We start from the raw sequence: 21575 nt of genomic DNA on the forward strand, positions 1-21575 counted from the left end.
CCACCGATCGGAGAGATGCGATGCCGCCTTCCGGCGCCCCGGAACCGGTACGGCCGGCCCCTGTCACCGCCGAAGAGGCGCTGACCGCCGCTCGGGCCCGGTTCCAGGTCCTGGACCCGGCGGGAAATCCGGCGCCGTTGCATGTGACGGAGTTCGACCTCGGTTTTCTCATCCACGCCGTCATGCCCCCGCGGCCGCCCGACGCTCCCACCCCGCTGGGCGGCAGTCACATGGTGATCGCCAGAAGCGACGGAGCCGTCACCTACGTCCCCAACTTTCCCCCCGACTCCGCCATCGCCCTCTACCGCGGCCTGCACCGCCCACCGGCTGAGACGACCGTCCGGAAAGCCTGACGGAAACGGACCGGGCGGCCCGGTACGGTGCGGCCCGGTGCGGCCCGGTGCGGCCCCGGAAGGGGGACCGGACAGGCCCGCGTCCCGCCGCCTCGGACGCCGCCGGGGGCCGATACCGATAGCTGCGGGTGTCCTTCCGGAGGCCCGGGCGGCCTCCTTCGGAGCACCTTGCCTACCAGCGGGAGCGCGCAGAGGGCGATCAGCATCAGGCCGGTGCGGGTGGCAGCCCACAAGATATTTGTACCGTCAAGCATCTGCTTGACGGTACAAAGCGCCGCGGGCGGCAACCCATCATTGCGCACACAAGAAAGTCGGAGGCCGGCGACACGTACAGCCGGCGCCGAGTCGCTACGCCTGGCCGTGCGCGGCGCGCAGCGCTTGGACCGTCGGGCCGAGATCGGCGTCGGAGCCGAAGGAGTTGAGGGCGGAGGAGAGGACTTCCGCATACGTGGCGCGGGCGTCCTGGTAGCGGCGGCGCCCATCCTCCGTGAGGACCGCGTACACGCCGCGCTTGTCCGCCGGGCACAGGTCCTTGTAGGCGAATCCGGCCTTCTCCAATCTCCCCACCAGGCGCGTCACCGACGACTGCCCGAGGCCGACGCGGTCGGCGAGGTCTTGCATGCGCAACTCGTCCTTCCCGGAGAGGTGCAGGCTCTCCAGGGAGCGGAACTCCGACAGGCCGATCCCGTGCCGGCGCTGCAGGGCCTGGGCCAACTCGCGTTCCACCTGCGCGTGGATCGCGAGGACACGACCCCAGGCCGCCTGGTCGGAGGCCCGCGGAGGTGCGGTGCGGGAGGTGTCCATGAGTGTTCCCTTCAGGTCGGCGTTGACATCAGAGTACATGCACATGCATGCTTCTTCCCATCCCGCCGCACCGCTTCGGGATCTCACGAAGTGAATGTTGTTGCACGTACAAGCAAATGTTTTGATGAAGGGACTCCGTCATGCACTGGCTCTACCTCGCCGTCGCCGTCGTCTTCGAGATCTCCGTGGCCCTGGCCGCAGGCAAGGCCGAAGGGTTCACCAACCGCAAGTGGACGGCCGTGACGTTGATCAGCGGTGCGCTCGCGACGTTCTCACTGAGCAAGGCGCTGCTGACGTTCAACGTCGGTGTCGGCTACGCCCTGTGGACCTCGGTGGCCGGGGTCGGGATCACACTGCTCGGCGCGCTGCTGTTCGGCCAGCGCCTGTCCTGGGGCAAGGCGATCGGGGTCCTCGCGGTCATCGGCGGCGTGGTCGGCCTCCAGCTCAGCGGCGGCGCCTGACCCGAACCCGGCCCCTCTCTTCCGTAACCGACCTCTCCTCGGCACATTCCCCGAAAGGATCCCCTGATCATGTCTGCCAAGAACCAGTCCTCCGCCCGCTCCTGGCTGATGCTCCTCCTCGCCGGCACGTTCGAGATCGTCTACGCGCTCGCCGTCGGCGGCAGCGAAGGCTTCACCGTGCCGACCTGGTCGGCGATCGGCATCGTCTTCTTCCTGCTGACCCTGTGGGCCCTCAGCTCCGCGCTCCGCACCATCGACGTCAGCATCGGATACGCCGTATGGGCCGGGATCGGGGCGGTCGGGGCGGCGGTGCTCGGACCGGCGTTCTTCGACGAGTCCCTGACGCTCGTGCAGTACCTGTGGCTGGGCCTGATCATCGCCGGTGTCGTCTGGCTGAAGCTCGCCGACAGGACGTCCGCCGAGCGGGAGGCCCCTGAGGTTCAGGACGCCCCTGCCGCCCAGGCCCGGCAGCCCCACGCCGTCAACGCCTGACCCGTGACTCCCGGTCCCCGCTGAGACCTTCCCGACCCCACCCCTTCCCGATGCCCGGAAGTAGCGGTCTGCAGCCCAGTGGCTGATCACGGCCGCAGAAGCCCCCGTGCGGACTTGCGTCGCACGGGGCTTCTGCCGTCGGTCGGTGGCGGAACAACACCCCTACGGCGTCCACGATCCCGGCGGTCGCCGGTCCGGCCGAGGCGCGCACACGGACGAGCGCCAGGACGGACGGGAGCGTTGCCGCCAGGTGGTGACGACGACCTTCCAGGGCCACCTCCCGGAGGAGATGTCACTCCACCTGACGGCATGACCGCTACTGGATCCCGAGCTCCCGCAGGACGCGGTGCTGAGTGGGTGCCGGGTCCACCGGGAAGTACAGGTAACACACTCCCCCGCTACCACTCTTGACCTGGCCTTTTGCGTCGTACCGCTTCGTTCGCAGCCAGATGTTCTCGAATTCCCGGCGGCGGTAGACCCGTCGGACCGCCGGGTCGTCCGGGGAGGCGGGGTCGTTGGCGATGACGTCGCCTTCGGGGGTGAAGCCGATGACGGTCATGAGGTGGCCGGCGGTGCCGTAGCCGGCGCCGGTGAGTTCGGGGGCGAGGAAGGACTGGGAGGTGATGACGGGGATGCCGGCGGCGATGAGGCGTTCGGCGTCGGTGAGGGAGGTCAGGCGGGTCACGACGGACTGGAGGCCGGGGTAGGTGGCGGCGTAGGCGGCGTTGAAGGGCCAGTTGCCGCAGCCCTGGTACTGGTTGTCGTAGGTGCGGCGGGCGGCGAGGCAGACCTGGGGGTCGGCGTAGGACGGGTCGACCCAGGCGAGGTCCTCGGGGGCGGGACGGTGGCCCCAGTACTCGATGATCATCTGGGAGGAGGTGGGGCTGCACCACGCCTCGCCGCCGTTGTCGTACTCGGGGTACTGGCCCTTGTGGATCTCCTGGGAGTAGCGCGGGACGACGAGTTCGCGGCCCGCGGCCTCGCCGGGGACGGAGGCCGGGACCTCGAAGCGGGCGGGGACGTCCGAGCCCATCGCGCCGAGCCGGTGGACGGTGGGGGTGGCGGTGGCGCCCGGGGTGCGGTGCAGGGTGACGCGCAGGGCGTACCCGGTGAAGCGGGTGCCGCCCGCCGGGTCGTCGAGCGCGAGGGTGTCGGTGGAGACGCTGCTGCGGCCGTCCTGCTGGCCGTCGACGGAGGTGCGGCGGATGTCGGTGTCGCCGTCGCCCGAGGTCCAGCGGCCCATGACGTACCAGGGGGTGTGGCCGCCGCCGGAGTAGGCGGCGCGGAGTTCGACGGTGAGCCAGGTGCCGGGCGGGGTGTGGGCGTTCCAGGAGGCGATGAGTTCGGTGGCCGGGACGGTGAGGGCGTGGTGGGGTCCGGTCCAGGTGGCGTACTCCCAGGCGGCGGTGCGGCCGGTGTGCGGGTCGTGGTACTCGGCGGTGCCGGCGGGGGTGCGCAGGCGGATGCCGGCGCGGGCGGACGGCGCCGGGCCGGTGCCGTCATGGGTGCCCTGTGCCCAGTCGGCGGCGGTGGTCCAGGCGTGGTACTCCACGGTTCTCCTCGGGCGGGGTGCCCGCGGCGCGGTCCCGGACGCGCCGCGCGGGGCGGCGACCGCGGCGGGGGCCGCCGCCGTGACGGCCGCGGCGAGTGCGGCGGCGAGGACGGTGCGGCGGGGCGCGGAAGGTGTCATCGGAATTCCCCCAGTCGGGTGCGGCGTGCGGAGCGCGAGCGGTACGGACGGGCGGCGGACACGGTCGGGCGGTGCCGGGCGGCGCGCCGGGCACCACGGACGGGCGGGCACCGGACCGTACGGCCGCGGTGCCCGGGGAAGGCAGGGAATCAACTATCGCCGGTGCCGCCGCATTCCGGCCAGCGGTCGTCACGCGCGTCGTCGGGCCGATGTGAGCGGCGGGCGCGGCGTACGTACGCTGGCGCGATGAACGACGCCCTGGTCCCGCTCGCCGCCCGCCTCGCCGCGCTCCCGCCGTCCTGCGGCCCGGTGCGGCTGATCGGGGTGGACGGGCACGCGGGGTCGGGCAAGAGCACCTTCGCCGGGCGGCTGGCGGCGGCGCTCGGCGGCGCGCCGGTCATCCGCACCGACGACCTGGCCTGCCACGCGTGGCTGTTCGACTGGGCCGAGCGGTTCCGGGAGCAGGTGCTGGTGCCGCTCTCCCGGGGCGAGCGGGCCCGGTACGAGGTCTACGACTGGGTGCGCCGGAGGTACGCCGAGGTGCGGGAGGTGGCGCCGGAGCCGGTGGTGCTGGTGGAGGGGGTGGGCGTCGGGCGGCGGGCGCTCCGGCCCCGGCTGGCCTGTCTGCTGTGGATGGAGCTGGCGGACGAGCGGTCCTGGGAGCGGGGGCGGCGGCGGGACGGCCCGGGACTCGCGGAGTTCTGGGATGGCTGGATCCCGGCGGAGCGCACCCACTTCGCGGCGGATCCGTCCCGCCCTCACGCCGACCTGTTGGTGCGTCAGGTGGGGACGGGGTACGAGGTGTCCGAGGGGCCCGGTCCGACAACCTGAAGGAACGTCACCTTCACCGTGTGTCACCACACTTGGGGCGGTACGACCCCCGGGCGATGAGGACCCACCGACTGTCCAACTCGGCTTGACCTGGGGGGCGTACAGGACTTACGTTCTCATTGTGCGGCTCACGGAGTCGCCCGCAGACGCGAAGCCCCCGGTTGTTCCCCCGTGATCGGGGGCTTCGTTCTGCCCTGACACCTCTCTTCGCCGCTCCCGGCGCCCCCTCCCCCTCACCCTGGGTCACCGCCCCGTTCGCGCCGTGTGCGCCCCCGTCTGTCCCCTGTCGCGCTTCCCCTGTCGCCCCCTACGGCCTGCGGCGACACCCCGGGTACCATGCGAGTCGGTGCCACGGCAGGGGCGTGCGAGGGGCCGGTGACGACTGCGGGACGGCGGCAACGCCCGTACGGCGTACGGCACTTCGGGCGGCGCGTGGTGACCGGGCGGGGCACACCGGGGCACGTTCTGTGGGGGATGCGATGGACTTGGGTACACCGGACTCGCCGCCCGCCCCGGCCGAACTCGCCTGGCTGCGCGCGGTCGACGCCTACACCGTCGGCGCGTATCCGCAGGCCGAGGAGGAATTCCGGGCCGCGGTGGAGGCGGATCCGACGATGGCCGACGCCTGGTTGGGGCTGCACGCGCTGCGCGCCGACACCTCGACCGCCCTGCTGCACATGTACCGCCACCGCGACCGCTTCGGCGAGCAGCGCAGCCGCCACCGCCGCCCCCTCAACTCCTGGTACTGGCTGGGCTGGTGGGTTCAGCCCGTGCTGGAGAGCCGCCGCGATCTGCTGCTCGCGCACGCCTCCCACTGGCTCGACGGCCGCCACATCGCGGAGCTGGACCAGGCGCTGGCCGGCTGTCCGCCGGTCGACACCGATCCGCAGGTCCGCTTCCTGCACGCCTGCCGCGCCTACCTCGTCAAGGACTGGGACCAGCTGGTACGCCACACCGAACCGCTGCTGGACGATCCGTCGCTGGGCATCGAGGCCGGGCTGTTCGGCGGGATGGCGCGGGTGCGGCTGGAGATGTACGGGCAGGCGGCGCCGCTGCTGGCGGCCGCGCTGATGCGGTGCCGCAGCGAGCAGCCGCAGCGCAAGGAGTTGCGGTACTGGCTCGCCCGCGCCCACGAGGGCACCGGCCGCAGCGCCGCCGCCCTCCCCCTCTACCGTGCGGTGCACCGCGTCGACCGGGCGTTCATGGACACCGCGGCGCGGCTGGCCACCATCACCCAGGCCGACGGGCTGGAGGAGGGCGGCGATCTCGCCGCGGTACCCGCCGCGGGTCAGCGGGCCGGGCGCGACCCCGATCCGTTCGCCTCGCTCGACACCGTCGACGGCTGGGAGGCACCGTCCGGCGAGACGGGCTTGTCCGAGGCGGCGGACGGCGTGGCGGACGCGGCGACCGCGGCGCGGTACAAGGCGGCGGTGCCGGGGCGGCGCGGCGCCGGGCGGGCGGCCGGGCCCGCCGATCCGGTGCTGTTGGAGCAGGCGCTGGCGGAGTTGGAGCGGATGGTCGGCATGGAGCCGGTCAAGCGGCAGGTGCGGGCGCTCTCCGCGCAGCTGCGGATGGCCGGGCTGCGGGCCGGACAGGGCCTGCCGGTGCAGCCGCCCAAGCGGCATTTCGTCTTCTCCGGCCCGTCCGGCACCGGCAAGACGACCGTCGCCCGCATCCTCGGCCGGGTCTTCCACGCGCTCGGGCTGCTCGGCGGCGACCATCTGGTGGAGGCCCAGCGCGCCGATCTGGTGGGCGAGTTCCTGGGCCAGACCGCCGTCAAGGCCAACGATCTGATCGACTCGGCGCTCGGCGGTGTCCTCTTCGTCGACGAGGCGTACAGCCTGGCCAACACCGGCTACAGCAAGGGCGACGCGTACGGCGACGAGGCGCTTCAGGTGCTGCTCAAGCGGGCCGAGGACAACCGCGACCGGCTCGTCGTCATCCTGGCCGGCTATCCGGAGGGGATGGACCGGCTGCTGGCCGCCAACCCGGGGCTGTCGTCGCGGTTCACCAGCCGGGTCGACTTCCCCAGCTACCGCCCGGCCGAACTGACCGCGATCGGCGAGGTGCTGGCCGAGGAGAACGGCGACCGCTGGGACGACGAGGCCCGCGACGAGCTGCGCAGCATCAGCGCCCACGTCGTCGACCAGGGCTGGATCGACGAACTGGGCAACGGCCGCTTCCTGCGCACCCTGTACGAGAAGAGTTGCGCCTACCGCGATCTGCGGCTCTCCGCCTGGCGCGGCACCCCGGGCCGCGACGACCTCGCCACGCTGCGGCTGCCCGATCTGATCCAGGCGTACGGCGAGGTCCGCTCCGGGCGCGGGCCGGACGCGGCGGGGCCCGCCCCGCTCTGACCCGCGCGGGTGGCGCGGCGGCGGGACGGGCCCCTCCGGCCGGTGTCCGATCAGCCGGTCAGCGCGCGCTCCCCGTCGCGCTCCCCGTCGGGACGCCCTGCGGCCCCGGCGCCGTCCGCGGCGGGAGCCGGGACGGGCGCGGCGGCGTCGCGGGCGCCGTGCGAGGGCGTCGCCGTACGGTGCGCCGGGTCGCGTACCTCGCCGACCAGCATCTCCAGGACGTCCTCCAGGGCGACGAGGCCGAGCACCCGGCCGGTGGGGCCGGCGACCGCGGCGAGGTGGGAGGCGGCCCGGCGCATCGCGGTCAGCGCGTCGTCCAGGGGGAGTTCGGCGCGGAGCGTCGTCATCGGGTGCCAGATCCGCTGCGGCACCGCGCGGTCCCGCTCCTCCAGGTCGAGGACGTCCTTGACGTGGAGGTAGCCCATGTAGGCGCCGCCCGGCGCGCAGACCGGGAAACGGGAGTAGCCGGTGGCGACGGTCAGCTCCTCCACCTGGCGCGGGGTGACCGTCGCGTCGACGGTGACGAGCCGGGCGCGGTCGAGGAGGACGTCGGTGACCGGGCGGCTGCCCAGTTCCAGGGCGTCGGCCAGCCGCTCCTGGTCGGACGGGGCGAGCAGTCCGGCCTGTCCGGCGTCCTCGACGAGGTGGGTGAGCTGTTCGCTGGTGAAGACCGCCTCGACCTCGTCCTTGGGCTCGACGCGGAAGAGCCGCAGCACCCCCCTGGCGCAGGCGCCGAGCAGTGCGGTGACCGGGCGGCAGAGCCGGGCGAAGGCGACCAGCCCCGGGCTGAACCAGAGCGCGGTCCGCTCGGGCGCCGCCATCGCGAGGTTCTTCGGCACCATCTCGCCGATGACGAGGTGGAGGAAGACCACCACGGCCAGGGCGATGGCGTAGCCGAGCGGGTGGATCAGCGGGGCGGGCAGGTGGACCGCGGCGAAGAGCGGTTCCAGCAGCCGGGCGACGGTCGGTTCGGCGACGGCGCCCAGGGTCAGGGAGCAGACGGTGATGCCGAACTGCGCGGCGGCCATCATCTGCGGCAGGTTCTCCAGGCCGTGCAGCACCTGGCGGGCCCGTTTGGAGCCCTCGGTGGCCAGCGGCTCGATCTGGCTGCGGCGGACCGAGACGAGGGCGAACTCGGCGCCGACGAAGAAGCCGTTGGCGAGGACGAGGAGGACGGCGAGGAGGAGCTGGGCGAAGGTCACCGGGCCGCCTCCACCCCGGCGCCGGCGCTCTCCCGGGCGGCGCCCGCGGGAGCCGTCCGCACCAGCCTTATCCGCTCGGCGCGGTGGTGCGCGACCAGCCGTACCCGCAGCCGCCAGCCGTCGAGTTCGGCGGTGTCGCCGGGGGCCGGGATCCGGCCGAGTATGTGGGCGACCAGCCCGGCGACGGTCTCGTACGGGCCGTCGGGGGCCTCCAGGCCGATCCGCCGCAGGGTGTCGACGCGGCAGCCGCCGTCGGCGTCCCAGGCGGGGCGGCCGTCCTCGGCGGGCGCCTGGCCCAGCTCGGGCAGGTCCACCCGGTCGTGTTCGTCGCGGACCTCGCCGACCAGTTCCTCGATGATGTCCTCCAGGGTGACGACGCCGGCGGTGCCGCCGTACTCGTCGACGACGACGGCTATCGGCGCCTCGCTGCGCAGCCGCTCCAGCAGCGGGGCGACCGGCAGCGTCGCGGGCACCTGGAGCGGCGGCACCGCGATCCGCTCGGCGGGCGTACGCAGCCGCTCGGGCGCCGGGACGGCCAGCGCGTCCTTGAGGTGCACCATGCCGACGACCTCGTCGAGGCGGGCGCGGTAGACGGGGAAGCGGGACAGGCCGGTGGCGCGGGTGAGGTTGACGACGTCCTCGGCGGTGGCGGACGTCTGGAGGGCGCTGACCCGGACCCGGGGCGTCATGACGTTCTCCGCCGTCAGATCGCCGAGCGAGAGGGTGCGGACGAAGAGGTCGGCGGTGTCCTGTTCGATGGCGCCGGCCTGGGCGGAGTGGCGGGCGAGGGAGACCAGTTCGCCGGGGGTGCGGGCGGAGGCCAGTTCGTCGGTGGGCTCCACGCCGAGGACGCGGACGAGGCGGTTGGCGACGGTGTTCAGCAGGGTGATCACCGGGCGGAAGAAGCGCGAGAAGGCGTTCTGCGGTCCGGCGACGAAGCGTGCCACCTGGAGCGGCTTGGAGACCGCCCAGTTCTTCGGGACCAGTTCGCCGACGACCATCTGTACGGCGGAGGCGACGAGCATGCCGGTGACCACCGAGATGCCGGAGACGGCGCCGCGGGGCAGCCCGGTCGCGGTCAGCGGCCCGTCGAGGACGGCGGCGAGCGCCGGTTCGGCGAGCATGCCGACGACCAGCGAGGTGATGGTGATGCCCAGTTGGGTGCCGGAGAGCTGGAAGGACAGCTCCCGCAGGGCGGCGACGACGGTGGCGGCGCGGCGGTCGCCGTCGTCGGCGGCCCGTTCGGCGTCGGCCTTCTCGACGGTGACGAGCCCGAACTCGGCGGCCACGAAGAAGCCGTTGGCCAGGATGAGGACGAGCGCTGCGGCGAGCAGCAGGAGGGGGCCGGTCATGCCGCCGCCTCCGTCGTATCCGGGGGGTCGCAGGGGGCGGCGCAGGTACTACAGGACGATCCGTCCATTGCTGGAAGGAGTCACTCCTCAGGTCGCAGTGGCCCCGGGCAGGGGCGGGGCGCGGGGCGCGCCTTGGGGAACAGGGTAAACAGCGGGGCGCGTGTCACGGCAGAGCCACCGGGCGGTCGCCCGGACGGCGGGTCACGCGCCGGCGGGGCCGCCGGTGCCGCGGCTCACGCGGTGGCGGGGCCGCCGGTGCCGCGGCTCACGCGGTGGCGGGGCCGCCGGTGCCGCGGAGTTCGGCGAGGTCGCGCAGGGCGCGGGCGTCGCGGACGGCCTGCCGGCGGGCGATGCCGGGCTGGATGCCCATCGCGGGCAGGCTGGTGCCGTCGGCGAGATCGAGGTGGACCCAGGCGTCGCCCTGGCGGAGGTTGACCCGCAGCACCTGGGCCCAGGCCAGCTCACGGCGGGTGGTGAGGTTGACGACGGTGACGCCCTCCTGCCGCGCGACCACCTTGGGGCGGGCGAGCAGCAGGAGGACGGCGAGCACCAGCAGCCCGACGAAGACGAAGCTGATCCGCTCCCCGCCGGACAGCTTGGGCAGCGCCAGCGCGATGGCGGTGAGCGCCGCGAACTGGACGAGTCCGACGAGGTACAGGACGACCCGGGTACGGGTCGGCCGGAAAGTCACCGGCAGGCTGGGCAGGGGCGCGGACACGTCAGGTTCTTCCGTCAGGGGGAAAGGAGGCGGGCGGCGGGCCGTCAGAGGCGGCAGGCGTGGATGCCGGTGGTGAGGATGGCGCGGGCGCCGAGGTCGTACAGCTCGTCCATGATGCGCTGGGCGTCCTTGGACGGGACCATCGAGCGGACCGCGACCCAGCCCTCGTGGTGCAGCGGGGAGACGGTCGGCGACTCCAGACCGGGGGTGAGGGAGACCGCCTTCTCGACGTGTTCCACCCGGATGTCGTAGTCCATCATCACGTAGCGGCGGGCGACGAGGACGCCCTGCATACGGCGGAGGAACTGGCGGACCTTCGGGTCGTCGGCGGGGGCGCCGGTGCGGCGGATGACGACCGCCTCGGAGGTGAGGATCGGCTCGCCGATGATCTCCAGTCCGGCGTTGCGCAGGGTGGTGCCGGTCTCGACGACGTCCGCGATGATCTGGGCGACGCCGAGCTGGATGGCGGTCTCGACGGCGCCGTCGAGGTGGACGACGTCGGCGTCCACGCCGTTGTCCGCGAGGTGCTTCTTGACCAGACCGGAGAAGGAGGTGGCGACGGTCATGCCGCCGAACTCCTTGACGTCGGTGGCGGTACCCGGGCGGGTCGCGTACCGGAAGGTGGAGCCGGCGAAGCCGAGCTGGAGGATCTCCTCGGCCTGCGAACCGGAGTCCAGCAGCAGGTCACGGCCGGTGATGCCGATGTCGAGCTTGCCGGAGCCGACGTAGACGGCGATGTCGCGGGGGCGCAGGAAGAAGAACTCGACCTCGTTCTGCGCGTCGACGAGGACCAGTTCCCGGCGGTCCTTGCGCTGGCGGTAGCCGGCCTCATGGAGCATCGCCGACGCAGGCTCGGACAGTGAACCCTTGTTGGGGACAGCGATGCGCAGCATGAGGTGCTCTTCTTCCTTCGGTGGGTGGGGTGTTGCGGGGCGAGCGGAGGCTCAGAGGTGGGCGTAGACGTCGTCGAGGGAGATGCCCTTGGCGATCATCATGACCTGGAGGTGGTAGAGGAGCTGGGAGATCTCCTCGGCGGCGGCGTCGTCGGTTTCGTACTCCGCGGCCATCCAGACCTCGGCGGCCTCCTCGACGACCTTCTTGCCGATCGCATGGACACCGGACTGGACCAGCTCGGCGGTACGGGAGGTGGCGGGGTCGCCGGTGGCGGCCTTCTGCTGGAGCTCGGCGAAGAGCTCCTCGAACGTCTTCTTGGACATGGTGCTCCATACCCTAGCGGGCAATGTCGCTGCGGCGCGCAGCGCCTCGGGTGAAGGGTGGTGGTGGGCGACGGGCGGGCGCGCAGCGCCTCGGGTGAAGGGCGGCGGCGGGCGACGGGCGGGGGCGCAGCGCCTTCGGGGTGGAGCGGCGGCCCGGTGGGGCGGGGACGCCCGTGCCTCCGGGGAAGGGCGGTGGCCCGGCGGCCGGGCCTGCGCCGCCGGGTCCCGTCAGCGCCAGGGTTCCGACACCGTCCGCAGGGTGGCGGCGGTGGCGACGGCGGCGGTGACCGCTTCGTGGCCCTTGTCCTCGGTGGAGTCGGCGAGGCCGGCGCGGTCGAGGGCCTGCTGTTCGGTGTCGCAGGTCAGCACGCCGAAGCCGATGGGGACGCCGGTGTCGACGGCGACCTGGGTCAGGCCCTGGGTGACGCCCTGGCAGACGTAGTCGAAGTGCGGGGTGCCGCCGCGGATGACGACGCCGAGCGCGACGACCGCGTCGTAGCCGCGGCCGGCGAGGACCTTCGCGACGACGGGCAGTTCGAAGGTGCCGGGGACCCGCAGCAGGGTCGGCTCGTCGATGCCGAGGTCGGTCAGGGCGCGCAGGGCGCCGCTCACCAGGCCGTCCATCACCTGCGCGTGCCACTGCGCGGCGATCACGGCGACCCGCAGGTCCCGGCAGTTCTTCACGGTCAGTTCGGGTGCACCCTTGCCGCTCACGGTTCTCCTCGTGGTGGTGGTGATGTCGTCGGGACGGTCGGGAGGGGGGTCACCGCTGGTCGCGGTGGTCGAGCCAGGGCAGGTCGTGGCCCATGCGGTCGCGCTTGGTGCGCAGGTAGCGGAGGTTGTGTTCGCCGGCCTGGACGGGCATCGGCTCGCGTCCGGAGACGGTGAGGCCGTGGCGCGCCAGGGCGGCGGTCTTGTCGGGGTTGTTGGTCAGCAGGCGCACCGAGCGGACGCCGAGGTCCGCCAGCATCTGGGCACCGGCCGCGTAGTCGCGGGAGTCGGCGGGCAGGCCCAGCTCCAGGTTGGCGTCGAGGGTGTCACGGCCGCGCTCCTGGAGTTCGTAGGCGCGCAGTTTGGAGAGCAGACCGATGCCGCGTCCTTCGTGGCCGCGGAGGTAGATGACCACGCCGCGGCCGGCGGCGCTGATCCGCTCCAGCGACGCCTGGAGCTGCGGGCCGCAGTCGCAGCGCAGCGAGTGGAAGACGTCGCCGGTCAGGCATTCGGAGTGGACGCGGACGAGGATGTCGTCGCCGTCGCCCAGCTCCCCGGCGACCAGGGCGATGTGCTCGACGCCGTCGACGGTGGAGCGGTAGCCGTACGCGGTGAACTCGCCGTGCGCGGTGGGCAGCCGGGTGGTGGCCTCGCGGCGGACGGTGGGGACGGAGCGGCGGCGGTAGGCGATCAGGTCCTCGATGGAGATGATCGCGAGGCCGTGCTTGCGGGCGAACGGCACCAGCTCGGGCAGGCGCAGCATGGTGCCGTCCTCCCCGGCGATCTCCACGATGGCCGCGGCCGGGCGGAGTCCGGCGAGGCGGGCGAGATCGACGCCGGCCTCGGTGTGGCCGCTGCGGACGAGGACGCCGCCGGGGCGGGCGCGCAGCGGGAAGATGTGGCCGGGGCGGACGAAGTCGCCGGGCTGCGACTCGCCGGAGGCGAGGAGCCGCAGGGTGGTGGCGCGGTCGGCGGCGGAGATACCGGTGGTCACGCCGTGCGCGTCGGTGGCGTCGACGGAGACGGTGAAGGCGGTCCGCATCGACTCGGTGTTGTGCTCGACCATCTGCGGCAGCGCGAGGCGGTCGAGCTCGGGGCCCTCCATGGGCGCGCAGATCAGGCCGCGGCACTCGCTCATCATGAACGCGACGATCTCGGGGGTGGCCTTCTCCGCGGCGAGGACGAGATCGCCCTCGTTCTCGCGGTCCTCGTCGTCGACGACCACGACGGGACGGCCGGCGGCGATGTCGGCGACGGCCCGCTCGACGGGGTCGAGGGAGAGGTCCGCGTCGTCCTCACCGGTGGGCCCGGACTCGTACCAGCTCTGCAGTGCGGTCATGCCGCGGCTCCTTCCAGGGCGGTGGCGGCGCCGGTGCGCGAGCGCAGCCACCAGTCGCGCAGGCCCCACATGACGAGCGCGAAGTAGACGACGTAGACGAGGCCGGAGAAGGCGAGGCCGCTGCTGAAGGCGAGCGGGACGCCCACCAGGTCGACCAGGAGCCAGGCGAACCAGAACTCGACGAGCCCGCGGGCCTGGGCGACCATCGCGGCGAGCGTGCCGACGAAGATGTACGCGTCCGGCCAGGGGTTCCAGGACAGCTGCGGGACGAGGGTGAAGAGCCCGCCGACGGCGGCGGTGCCGGCGGCCGTCCCGGCGAGCAGCAGCCCGCGCTCGCGCCAGCTCGCGAAGCGGACGGCGATGGAGCCGTCCTGCGCCTGCCGGCGGCCGCGGCGCCAGGATCGCCAGCCCCACAGGGCGACGACGATGACCAGCAGCTGCTTGCCGACGCCACCGCTGAGGTGGGCAGAGGCGTAGGCGGCGACGAGGATGACGCCGGAGAGGAACTGCGCGGGCCAGGTCCAGATGGAGCGGCGCCAGCCGAGGGCGAGGGCGGCGAGGCCGATGGTGTTGCCGATCATGTCGGACCAGATGACGTGCTGTCCGAAGAGGGTGAACGCCTCGCCGTTGAGCCAGGTGGTCGCGGTCACCGGAGCGCTCCCCCGGGGGTGGTGGCGCGGTCGCCGAGCAGCCGCTCGACGTACTTGGCGAGGACGTCGACCTCCAGGTTGACCGGGTCGCCGACCTGCTTGATGCCGAGGGTGGTCAGGGCGAGGGTGGTGGGGATCAGGCTGATGGTGAAGTGGTCGTCGGCGGCGTCGACGACGGTCAGGCTCACACCGTCGACGGTGATCGAGCCCTTCTCGACGACGTAGCGGGCGAGCTGCGGCGTCAGCGTGATCTTGACGATCTCCCAGTGTTCGCCGGGGATCCGCTCGGTGATCGTGCCGGTGCCGTCGACGTGGCCCTGGACGAGGTGGCCGCCGAGGCGTCCGCCGAGCGCCATCGGGCGCTCCAGGTTGACCCGCGAGCCGGTCCGCAGCGCACCGAGGCTGGAGCGGTGCAGCGTCTCGGCCATCACGTCCGCGGTGAACTCACCGTCCGCGGTGTCCACGACCGTCAGACAGACGCCGTTGACGGCGATCGAGTCGCCGTGCCGGGCACCGTCGGTGACGACGGGTCCGCGCAGGCGGAAGCGGGAGGAGTCACCGAGGTTCTCGATGGCGGTGACCTCACCCAGTTCTTCGACGATTCCGGTGAACACGTCAGATCTCCTCGTGCGGGGTGGGACGGACGGGGGTGGCGGTGATCCGCAGATCGGGGCCGAGGCGCGCGGTCTCGGTCACATCGAGGCGCAACGCGTCGGCGAGGGTGGTGATTCCGGCGTCGCCGACGGCGGCGGGCCCGGCGCCGAGCAGGACCGGCGCGAGGTAGCCGACGACCTTGTCGACGGCGCCGGCGGCGAGGAACGCCCCGGCGAGCGTCGGCCCGCCCTCCAGGAGGACGGAGCGGACGTCGCGGGCGTACAGCTCGTGGAGGAGGGCGGAGATCCGCAGCCCGCGGCCGCCGGCGGCGCGGGGCAGCCGGACCAGCGGGGCGAGTCCTTCGAGGTGGGCGGCGTCGGCGTCCTCGGCGACGGCGATCAGGGTCGGTGCGGTGCCGTCGAGGACGCGGGCGCCGGGTTTGACGGCCGAGGCGCCGGAGTCGACGACGACCCGCAGCGGCTGGGTGACCTCGTCGTCGGTGAGTCCGGCGACACGGGCACCGAGCTGCGGGTCGTCGGCGCGGGCGGTGCCGGAGCCGACGACGACGGCGTCCGCCCGTGCGCGCAGCCGGTGGACGTCGGCGCGGGATTCGGCCGAGGAGATCCAGCGGCTGGTGCCGTCGGCGGCGGCGATCCGGCCGTCGAGGGTAGCGGCGTACTTCCACAGGACGAAGGGGCGGCGGCGCAGCACGGCGGTGAGCCAGGCTTCGTTGACGGCGGCCGCCTCATCGGCGAGGAGGCCGCCCTCGACCTCGACGCCGGCGTCCGCGAGGGTGGCGGCGCCGCCGGTCGCGGTGGGGTTGGGGTCGGGGACGGCGTAGACGACGCGGGCCACACCGGCGTCGATGAGGGCGCGGGCGCAGGGTCCGGTGCGACCGGAGTGGTTGCAGGGCTCCAGGGTGACGAGCGCGGTGCCGCCGCGGGCCCGCTCACCGGCCTCGGCCAGGGCGTGGACCTCGGCGTGGGGGCCGCCGGCGCGCCGGTGCCAGCCTTCGCCTGCGGTGGCGCCTTCGGCGTCGAGGATGACGCAGCCGACGACGGGGTTGGGGCTGGTGTGCCCGAGCCCGCGGGCGGCGAGTGCGATGGCGCGGCGCATCGCCGCGGTCTCGACGGGAGCTTGCGTGGCCACCGGGTCCTCCTGCCTCTTCGGGCACGGACTCCGGGGCTGCCTGGACGGCAGAAGCGGAAACAAGCCAAGGCGTACACGCCGGAAAACGGGGACCGTCCGGGAAAATCACCGGACGCGCCACCTGCGGCGGTCACCGAAGCTCGCCCGCCGCGCACTGCCTCCCATCCGGACTTTCACCGTCGGTGCAGGAATTTCACCTGCTCAACCGGCCGCTGGCTGCGGACGGGTCGCGGACTGTTACCGCCGGTTCGGAATTACACCGACCCCGGAGTGCGCTGCTGCTTGTTTCAGTACACGGCCAGTGTGCCACGGCTGATCGTCGGCCATGCGGGCGAACCCTGTGGGGTGCCTCACAAGCTTCGCGCCGCACCGGTTTCCCCGGCGTACCGGGTCTGGAATGGATGTCACGCCTACGGCGGACCCACCGCCGCGACGGCGCTCCTCACCCTTCCGATCCCTTCCGACCTCAAGGAATGATCCGCGATGGCGACTCTTCTGGTGACCGGCGGTACGGGCACACTCGGCCGCGCCGTCGTCGGCCGGCTGCTCGACGGCGGCCACGACGTCCGTTCGCTGAGCCGGCGGCTCCCGGCCGGTCCGCCCGTCCCGGGGCTGCGTCCGTACGCGGTCGACCTGCGCGCGGGCGCCGGGCTGGCGGAGGCGGTGGCGGGGGTGGACACGGTGGTGCACTGCGCGTCGACACCGTCGGGCGGGGATGAGGAGGCCGCGGGCCGTCTGGTGGCCGCGGTGCGGGACGCCGGGGTGCGGCATCTGGTCCTCATCTCGATCGTCGGGGTGGGCAGCATCCCGCTCGGCTACTACCGGGCCAAGCGGTCGGTGGAGCGGATCGTCGAGCAGTCCGGCACCGGCTGGACGCTGCTGCGGACGACGCAGTTCCACGATCTGGTGCTCCGGGTGGTGAAGGCGGGCGCCCGCTCGCCGCTGCTGCCGTACCCGGCGGGGCTGCGCGTCCAGCCGATCGAGGTGCGCGAAGTGGCGGCGCGGATGGCCGGGTTGGCGCTCGGCGACCCCGCCGGGCGGGTCCCGGACATGGGTGGTCCGCAGGTGCTGACCGCTCGCGAAGCGGTCCGCCTCACCCTGCGCTACGGGGGCCGGCGGCGCCTGCCGGTCCCCGTGTGGCTGCCCGGCCGCACGATGGCGGGCTTCCGCGCCGGCGAGAACCTGGCCCCCGGCCACGCCGTCGGCGAGCGGACGTACGAAGAGTTCCTGGCGGAGCGGGCGGGGTGGCCGGTCCCGGGGTCGGGGCGGCCGGAGGCAGGCCGCGCGTAACGGTTCCGGGGCCTTCGCGGGGCGGGTGCCGGTCGATGTGCATGCCGGTTCCGTCGTGGCAGGCCGGTGTCCGTGGTGAGGGGGCGGGGGTCAGCGGGGTGGTTCGGGGGTGCCCGGGAAGAGGGCGTTCTGGGCGGCGTCCATCGCGGTCAGGACGGCGCCGCGCAGTACGCCGCGGCCGCCGACCGTCCCGGCCCGGACCTCGGTGGCGAGCGGGGAGATACGGGCGAGTTGTGCGGTGACCCGGGCCGCGAGGTCCGCCCCTCCGGCCCGGCCGATCTCACCGCCGAGCACCACACAGCCCGGGTCGAGGACCGCGCTGACCGAGGCCACCCCCAGCGCCACCCGGGCGGCCAGCTCATCGAGGAAGGCGGCTCCGTCCGGCCGGTCGAGCGCGGCCCGGACCAGCGCTTCCGCGGAGCGGACGGGACCGGCCGGGCCGAGGGCGGAAGCGGGCCCGGCGTCGCCGTCGGCGTCGGCGGGATGGACGGGGTCGGCGGGCCCGGGGACGCGGTCGTGCGGGGCGGCCGCGGGCCCGTGGGCGGGGCCCCGCGGGGCGGGCCCGGCTCCGGGGCCCGCGCTCCGTGGGGCGAATCCGTGTTCCGCCGCCAGGTGGGTGATCGCCGCTGAACCGGCGAGGGAGTGGAAGCCGCCGGCGCAGCCGTGGGACGAGGGGAGGGCGCCGGTGCCGGGGACGGGGAGGAAGCCGATCTCGCCGGTGCCGCCGGAGGCGCCGCGGCGGAGGCGGCCGTCGAGGACCACGGCGGCGCCGGTGCCGTGCCCGAGCCACAGCAGGACGAAGGTGTCCCGGTCCCGGGCCGCGCCGTCGCGGGCCTCCGCCACCGCGGCGAGGTTGACCTCGTTCTCCAGCAGCACCGAGGTGCCGGGGCGGGCGCGCAGCGCGGTCACCACCGCGCGGTGCCAGCCGGGGATCCAGTCCGTACCGCCGATGCGGCCGCTCTCCGGGTCGATCGGACCGGGGGCGCCGACGGCGACGGTGTGCGGTGCGGCGGCGCCCGCGGCGGCCAGGGTCTCGTCGACGGCGCGCAGGGTGGCCCGGACGGCGTCCGGCGGCGGGGTGCCGTCGGCGACGGGCACGGTGTGTTCGGCGCGGAGGTGGCCGAGGAGGTCCGCCACGGCGACGGTGGCGCCGTGGCCGCGCAGGTCGAGGGCGACGAGGTGGGCGTGGTCGGCGACGATGCCGTACAGCCGGGCGTTCGGGCCGCGCCGCCGGGCGCCGGTCTCGCCGACGACGGTGATCAGACCGGCCGCCCGGAGCCGTTCGACGAGGTCGGCGACGGTCGGCCGGGACAGGCCGGTCAGCTCCTTGAGCCGGCTCGCCGTCAGCGGGCCCTCGTCCTGGAGGAGCCGCAGGGCGAGGCGGTCGTTGATCCGCCGTGCGGTGCTCGGTGAGGCGGTACGGCCGGCGGCCGCCGCGCGCGGTGCGTGCATGGCGGGAATCCTTTCATCCGTGTCCGCCCGGCGAACGGCCTGTGGAAAACCCGGAGTTGTCCCGCGGCCCGGCCCCGGGCCCACCGCGCGGACGGCCTCACGGCGGCCCGCGGACGGCTTCGCCGACGCCCTCGGGACCGCGAACCGCATCGGCGCCCCTCGTAGCCGCGGCCGCCCGTTCCGCGAGCCCTCTCCGCGTCGTCTTGCAGTCGCGGCCGCTCCGCGAACCGCGCCCGCGACGGCCCCGGGACCGCGTCCGCAACGCCCTTATTAATAGGCAGGGTTCCTGATAGTTTGCGCGCCATGGTCGGCAACGGTGCCCGCGAAGACGCCTCTCCCCCACCCGCCTCCCCCTCTCCCCCGCGCCCCGGCGCCGCACCGCCGGACCGGGCGCTGCGGCGCGCCCGGTGGGCCATCGCCCTCGTCTTCCTCGTCCACGGCGCGGTGACCGGCAGCTTCGCCACCCGGGTGCCCTGGATCCAGGAACACACCGGCATCGGCACGGGCGAACTCGGCGTCGCGCTGGCCTTCCCCGCGATCGGCGCGTCCTTGGCCATGCCGCTCGCCGGGCGGATCAGCCACCGCTTCGGCGCCCGCACGGCGCTGCGCGGTCTGCTCGCCCTGTGGACCCTGTCGCTGATCCTCCCGGCGCTCTCCCCCGGGCTGTACGCGCTCTGCCCGGCGCTGCTGCTGTACGGCGCGAGCGCGGGCATGTCGGATGTGGCGATGAACGCGCTGGGGGTCGAGACGGAGGACCGGCTGGGGCGGCCGGTCATGTCGGGGCTGCACGGGATGTGGAGCGTCGGCGCGCTGCTCGGCTCGGCGGCGGGCACGGTCGCCGCGCACACCGGTACGGACGCCCGGCTGCACCTGGGCGCCACCGCTCTCGCCCTGACCGCCGTGGGCGCGTTCGTCTGCGGCGGGGTGCTGGATCCGCCGGGCGCGGCGGACGGGCCCGCGCCGCCCCGTTTCACGTTGCCGCCGAGGGCGGCGCTGGCCATCGGGGCCGTCGGGTTCTGCGCGGTGTTCGCCGAGGGCGCCGGTCTGGACTGGTCGGCGGTCTATCTGCGGGACGTCCTGGGGGCGGACGCGGGCCCGGCGGCCGCCTCCACCACGGCGTTCGCCTGCACGATGGCGGTGGCGCGGCTGGCGGGCGACCGGGTGGTGGCCCGCTTCGGTCCGGTGCGGACCGTACGGCTGGGCGGCGCCCTCGCGACCGCGGGCGGTCTGCTGGTGGTGGCCGCCCGTCACCCGGTGGTGGCGATGGCGGGGTTCGCGCTGGTCGGGCTGGGGATCGCGGTGGTGGTGCCGCTGGCGTTCGCGGCGGCGGCACGCAGCGGGCCGGCCCCCGCGCAGGCCATCGCCGGGGTCGCGACGATCACGTACGCGTCGAGCCTGATCGCCCCGTCCTCCATCGGCGGTATCGCCCAGGTGACGTCTTTGACGGTGTCGTTCGGGGTGGTGACGGCGCTGGCCGTGGGCCTGATCGCGGGGGCCCGGGTGCTGCGCGTCCCGGCGCGCGGGGCGGCCGCCGCGCCGTCGGCCGCGGCACAGGTCCCGGCGCCCCCGCAGCCGTGAGGTGCGGGCCGGGGCGGCCGGGGCGGCCCACCCCGGCCGGCCGGACGGCGTTCTCCCCGGTCAGACCGTTGCGCTCGCCGGCGCCTCGTCCTCCGCGGGGCGGAGCAGGTCCATGGCCATCGCACGGGCCCGGTCGGACCACGGGTCGGGGCGCTGGGCCTGCGGGTCGATGCGGACGACCACACGGTGGCCGTGGGCGTACGTCTCGGTGCCGTCGGCGGCGCAGATCCGGAAGCCGTAGGTCAGGAAGGTGCGGCCGATCTTCTCTGTCCAGAGGTGGACGGCGTAGTCACCGGGGAGCGTGATCGGGCGCTCGTAGGTGACCTTCAGCTCCTTGGCCACGATGCAGGTGTCGCTCGGGGCGGTCCAATTGCCGTCGAGGACGAAGCCGTTGCGGCGCCCGAGTTCGGCCCAGGCGCGTTCGGCCAGGACCGGGTAGTGGGAGTTGTGCAGCATCCCCAGGGGGTCGAGGTCGTCGAAGAAGACGGTGACCGGGACCAGTTGGCCGTACGTCACGGGGTCGGCGGACCGGAGGGTTTCAACGCTCATGAGTGGTACTCCCTGACTGCATACGGAGTGGCGAGAAACCACCGTAGACAGCCATTCGGGGGGTTCGGCCGGCAGCACTCCACATTTCTGCAGTCGGAGGGCGTTATGCGGCCCAATTTCCCTATTGACCAGCGGGAACAGAACGCCCATCACGTTCCGGCACCGCGGCGGGGTCCATGGCCTTACCGCTCTTCCCGTCCCAGACTTGGGACTCCCAGGGGTGGCTAGATATATCCCTTACCGAGGAGTATCAGGTGCCTGCGGGAGGGGCCCCGCACGGTCGTCGCGGCCGGGCAGGGGCCCGTGAGCGGACTCCGGACGCCGGGGCTCGCGGGACGCCCCCTAGGGTGGGGCGCATGCCGCTCGTGGAGATCACTTACGCGCCCCGGGTCGACAGGGCGACGCTGCGTCAGCTCTCGTCCGTCCTTGCGCACCTGGTGTCGGTGGCGGTGGAGTGCCCCGAGGAGCCCTACGACGGGGACCTGCGGCCCGGCGATGTGGAGCTGCGGTTCCGGCCGCTCGGGCCGTACGACCGCAGCGGGCTGGACGTGGTGATCGAGGTGCGGTCGAAGTGGTTCGAGAGCCGGGCCGCCAACCGTCAGGAGCGGACGGACCTGCTGCATGACCAGGTGACGGCCGCGACGGGCCTGCGCGAGGTCGGCGTCCACCTCTCGCTGCCGGTCGCGGCGTGGTCCCAGGGCGGGTCACCCCCGGCCCCGCCGGGGGTGACCCGCCCGGTGCCGGCCGGTGCGCGGATGCGGCGGCCGGGGGCGTCAGTACGATGAA

At 73.9% G+C, this 21575-nt stretch carries 22 protein-coding genes and 1 riboswitch; of the genes, 8 read left to right on the forward strand and 14 right to left on the reverse strand.

The annotated features are described in order from the left end of the window. Positions 1–20: 20 nt before the first annotated feature. The gene (locus tag ACZ4M8_RS14755; RefSeq protein ID WP_467607022.1) at positions 21–353 is read left to right on the forward strand and encodes a hypothetical protein; all 333 of its coding nucleotides are present in this window, start codon (positions 21–23) and stop codon (positions 351–353) included. Between the two features lie 348 nt (positions 354–701). Here ACZ4M8_RS14755 and ACZ4M8_RS14760 read toward each other — a convergent pair whose 3' ends face one another. Next, the gene (locus ACZ4M8_RS14760; RefSeq protein WP_467607024.1) at positions 702–1196 is read right to left on the reverse strand and encodes a MarR family winged helix-turn-helix transcriptional regulator; all 495 of its coding nucleotides are present in this window, start codon (positions 1194–1196) and stop codon (positions 702–704) included. 101 nt (positions 1197–1297) lie between these two features. Between ACZ4M8_RS14760 and ACZ4M8_RS14765 the strand changes: the two genes are divergently transcribed. Continuing rightward, positions 1298–1618 carry a DMT family transporter gene (locus tag ACZ4M8_RS14765; protein WP_467607026.1) on the forward strand — a complete coding sequence of 107 codons (321 nt, stop codon included), beginning with the start codon at positions 1298–1300 and terminating at the stop codon, positions 1616–1618. A 69-nt stretch (positions 1619–1687) separates the two neighbouring features. Next, positions 1688–2110 carry a DMT family transporter gene (locus tag ACZ4M8_RS14770; protein WP_467607028.1) on the forward strand — a complete coding sequence of 141 codons (423 nt, stop codon included), beginning with the start codon at positions 1688–1690 and terminating at the stop codon, positions 2108–2110. 316 nt (positions 2111–2426) lie between these two features. On the opposite strand, the gene ACZ4M8_RS14775 is transcribed toward ACZ4M8_RS14770, so the two are convergent. Then, positions 2427–3800, reverse strand: a complete 1374-nt coding sequence (locus ACZ4M8_RS14775) for a peptidase C39 family protein (RefSeq protein WP_467607031.1) — start codon at positions 3798–3800, stop codon at positions 2427–2429. Positions 3801–4046: 246 nt separating this feature from the next. Here ACZ4M8_RS14775 and ACZ4M8_RS14780 point away from each other — a divergent pair, with 246 nt between their 5' ends. Together ACZ4M8_RS14780 and ACZ4M8_RS14785 are read left to right on the forward strand one after the other, a co-directional pair. After that, positions 4047–4631 carry a uridine kinase family protein gene (locus ACZ4M8_RS14780; protein WP_467607033.1) on the forward strand — a complete coding sequence of 195 codons (585 nt, stop codon included), beginning with the start codon at positions 4047–4049 and terminating at the stop codon, positions 4629–4631. Between the two features lie 479 nt (positions 4632–5110). Beyond that, positions 5111–6988 (forward strand): AAA family ATPase, encoded by a 1878-nt coding sequence (locus tag ACZ4M8_RS14785; RefSeq protein ID WP_467607036.1) that lies wholly within the window; start codon positions 5111–5113, stop codon positions 6986–6988. 50 nt (positions 6989–7038) lie between these two features. Here ACZ4M8_RS14785 and ACZ4M8_RS14790 read toward each other — a convergent pair whose 3' ends face one another. The 10 genes from ACZ4M8_RS14790 to ribD form a co-directional block, all read right to left on the reverse strand. Next, complete coding sequence (locus tag ACZ4M8_RS14790; protein ID WP_467607037.1) at positions 7039–8190, reverse strand: hemolysin family protein; 1152 nt, start codon at positions 8188–8190, stop codon at positions 7039–7041. Beyond that, positions 8187–9542: a hemolysin family protein gene (locus ACZ4M8_RS14795; protein WP_467607039.1), complete on the reverse strand. Its 1356-nt coding sequence runs from the start codon at positions 9540–9542 to the stop codon at positions 8187–8189. The genes ACZ4M8_RS14790 and ACZ4M8_RS14795 overlap by 4 nt, the downstream gene beginning before the upstream one ends. 265 nt (positions 9543–9807) lie before the next feature. Further along, positions 9808–10260, reverse strand: coding sequence for a PH domain-containing protein (locus tag ACZ4M8_RS14800; protein ID WP_467607041.1), 453 nt, complete (start codon positions 10258–10260; stop codon positions 9808–9810). A gap of 44 nt (positions 10261–10304) precedes the next feature. Next, positions 10305–11153: an ATP phosphoribosyltransferase gene (hisG, locus tag ACZ4M8_RS14805; protein WP_143943901.1), complete on the reverse strand. Its 849-nt coding sequence runs from the start codon at positions 11151–11153 to the stop codon at positions 10305–10307. 51 nt (positions 11154–11204) lie between these two features. After that, complete coding sequence (locus ACZ4M8_RS14810; protein ID WP_399093985.1) at positions 11205–11477, reverse strand: phosphoribosyl-ATP diphosphatase; 273 nt, start codon at positions 11475–11477, stop codon at positions 11205–11207. Positions 11478–11705: 228 nt separating this feature from the next. Next, positions 11706–12191, reverse strand: a complete 486-nt coding sequence (gene ribH / locus ACZ4M8_RS14815) for a 6,7-dimethyl-8-ribityllumazine synthase (protein ID WP_467607044.1) — start codon at positions 12189–12191, stop codon at positions 11706–11708. A 49-nt stretch (positions 12192–12240) separates the two neighbouring features. Then, positions 12241–13527: a bifunctional 3,4-dihydroxy-2-butanone-4-phosphate synthase/GTP cyclohydrolase II gene (locus ACZ4M8_RS14820; protein WP_467607045.1), complete on the reverse strand. Its 1287-nt coding sequence runs from the start codon at positions 13525–13527 to the stop codon at positions 12241–12243. After that, positions 13524–14177, reverse strand: a complete 654-nt coding sequence (locus tag ACZ4M8_RS14825) for a nicotinamide mononucleotide transporter family protein (protein ID WP_467607047.1) — start codon at positions 14175–14177, stop codon at positions 13524–13526. The genes ACZ4M8_RS14820 and ACZ4M8_RS14825 overlap by 4 nt, the downstream gene beginning before the upstream one ends. Beyond that, positions 14174–14791 (reverse strand): riboflavin synthase, encoded by a 618-nt coding sequence (locus ACZ4M8_RS14830; protein ID WP_467607048.1) that lies wholly within the window; start codon positions 14789–14791, stop codon positions 14174–14176. The genes ACZ4M8_RS14825 and ACZ4M8_RS14830 overlap by 4 nt, the downstream gene beginning before the upstream one ends. Before the next feature lies 1 nt (position 14792). Continuing rightward, positions 14793–15887 (reverse strand): bifunctional diaminohydroxyphosphoribosylaminopyrimidine deaminase/5-amino-6-(5-phosphoribosylamino)uracil reductase RibD, encoded by a 1095-nt coding sequence (gene ribD, locus ACZ4M8_RS14835; RefSeq protein WP_467608022.1) that lies wholly within the window; start codon positions 15885–15887, stop codon positions 14793–14795. A 180-nt stretch (positions 15888–16067) separates the two neighbouring features. Continuing rightward, positions 16068–16198, reverse strand: a riboswitch (FMN riboswitch). A gap of 205 nt (positions 16199–16403) precedes the next feature. Here ribD and ACZ4M8_RS14840 point away from each other — a divergent pair. Next, on the forward strand, positions 16404–17210 hold the full coding sequence (locus ACZ4M8_RS14840; RefSeq protein WP_467607049.1) for an SDR family oxidoreductase: 807 nt from the start codon (positions 16404–16406) through the stop codon (positions 17208–17210). A gap of 90 nt (positions 17211–17300) precedes the next feature. On the opposite strand, the gene ACZ4M8_RS14845 is transcribed toward ACZ4M8_RS14840, so the two are convergent. After that, a complete protein-coding gene (locus ACZ4M8_RS14845) occupies positions 17301–18662 on the reverse strand; it encodes an ROK family transcriptional regulator (protein ID WP_467607051.1) in 1362 nt (453 codons plus the stop codon). Between the two features lie 303 nt (positions 18663–18965). On the opposite strand from ACZ4M8_RS14845, the gene ACZ4M8_RS14850 reads away from it, so the two are divergent. Further along, positions 18966–20240, forward strand: a complete 1275-nt coding sequence (locus ACZ4M8_RS14850) for an MFS transporter (protein ID WP_467607052.1) — start codon at positions 18966–18968, stop codon at positions 20238–20240. 60 nt (positions 20241–20300) lie between these two features. On the opposite strand, the gene ACZ4M8_RS14855 is transcribed toward ACZ4M8_RS14850, so the two are convergent. Continuing rightward, entirely contained in the window at positions 20301–20789 is a 489-nt protein-coding gene (locus tag ACZ4M8_RS14855; protein ID WP_467607054.1) for an acyl-CoA thioesterase, read from the reverse strand. A 356-nt stretch (positions 20790–21145) separates the two neighbouring features. On the opposite strand from ACZ4M8_RS14855, the gene ACZ4M8_RS14860 reads away from it, so the two are divergent. After that, on the forward strand, positions 21146–21574 hold the full coding sequence (locus tag ACZ4M8_RS14860) for a hypothetical protein (protein ID WP_467607056.1): 429 nt from the start codon (positions 21146–21148) through the stop codon (positions 21572–21574). Position 21575: the final 1 nt, after the last annotated feature.

It is taken from the genome of Streptomyces sp. NPDC027185 (assembly GCF_055567035.1).

What these genes read in the sequence shown, in the direction of transcription:
- ACZ4M8_RS14795 (WP_467607039.1), bottom strand. Translation starts at nt 9,542, where the DNA reads ATGACCGGCCCCCTCCTGCTGCTCGCCGCAGCGCTCGTCCTCATCCTG.
- ACZ4M8_RS14785 (WP_467607036.1), top strand. Translation starts at nt 5,111, where the DNA reads ATGGACTTGGGTACACCGGACTCGCCGCCCGCCCCGGCCGAACTCGCC.
- ACZ4M8_RS14845 (WP_467607051.1), bottom strand. Translation starts at nt 18,662, where the DNA reads ATGCACGCACCGCGCGCGGCGGCCGCCGGCCGTACCGCCTCACCGAGC.
- ACZ4M8_RS14770 (WP_467607028.1), top strand. Translation starts at nt 1,688, where the DNA reads ATGTCTGCCAAGAACCAGTCCTCCGCCCGCTCCTGGCTGATGCTCCTC.
- ACZ4M8_RS14775 (WP_467607031.1), bottom strand. Translation starts at nt 3,800, where the DNA reads ATGACACCTTCCGCGCCCCGCCGCACCGTCCTCGCCGCCGCACTCGCC.
- ACZ4M8_RS14810 (WP_399093985.1), bottom strand. Translation starts at nt 11,477, where the DNA reads ATGTCCAAGAAGACGTTCGAGGAGCTCTTCGCCGAGCTCCAGCAGAAG.
- ACZ4M8_RS14780 (WP_467607033.1), top strand. Translation starts at nt 4,047, where the DNA reads ATGAACGACGCCCTGGTCCCGCTCGCCGCCCGCCTCGCCGCGCTCCCG.
- ACZ4M8_RS14860 (WP_467607056.1), top strand. Translation starts at nt 21,146, where the DNA reads ATGCCGCTCGTGGAGATCACTTACGCGCCCCGGGTCGACAGGGCGACG.
- ACZ4M8_RS14755 (WP_467607022.1), top strand. Translation starts at nt 21, where the DNA reads ATGCCGCCTTCCGGCGCCCCGGAACCGGTACGGCCGGCCCCTGTCACC.
- ACZ4M8_RS14855 (WP_467607054.1), bottom strand. Translation starts at nt 20,789, where the DNA reads ATGAGCGTTGAAACCCTCCGGTCCGCCGACCCCGTGACGTACGGCCAA.
- ACZ4M8_RS14820 (WP_467607045.1), bottom strand. Translation starts at nt 13,527, where the DNA reads ATGACCGCACTGCAGAGCTGGTACGAGTCCGGGCCCACCGGTGAGGAC.
- ACZ4M8_RS14850 (WP_467607052.1), top strand. Translation starts at nt 18,966, where the DNA reads ATGGTCGGCAACGGTGCCCGCGAAGACGCCTCTCCCCCACCCGCCTCC.
- ACZ4M8_RS14765 (WP_467607026.1), top strand. Translation starts at nt 1,298, where the DNA reads ATGCACTGGCTCTACCTCGCCGTCGCCGTCGTCTTCGAGATCTCCGTG.
- ribD (WP_467608022.1), bottom strand. Translation starts at nt 15,887, where the DNA reads ATGCGCCGCGCCATCGCACTCGCCGCCCGCGGGCTCGGGCACACCAGC.
- ACZ4M8_RS14840 (WP_467607049.1), top strand. Translation starts at nt 16,404, where the DNA reads ATGGCGACTCTTCTGGTGACCGGCGGTACGGGCACACTCGGCCGCGCC.
- ACZ4M8_RS14760 (WP_467607024.1), bottom strand. Translation starts at nt 1,196, where the DNA reads ATGTACTCTGATGTCAACGCCGACCTGAAGGGAACACTCATGGACACC.
- hisG (WP_143943901.1), bottom strand. Translation starts at nt 11,153, where the DNA reads ATGCTGCGCATCGCTGTCCCCAACAAGGGTTCACTGTCCGAGCCTGCG.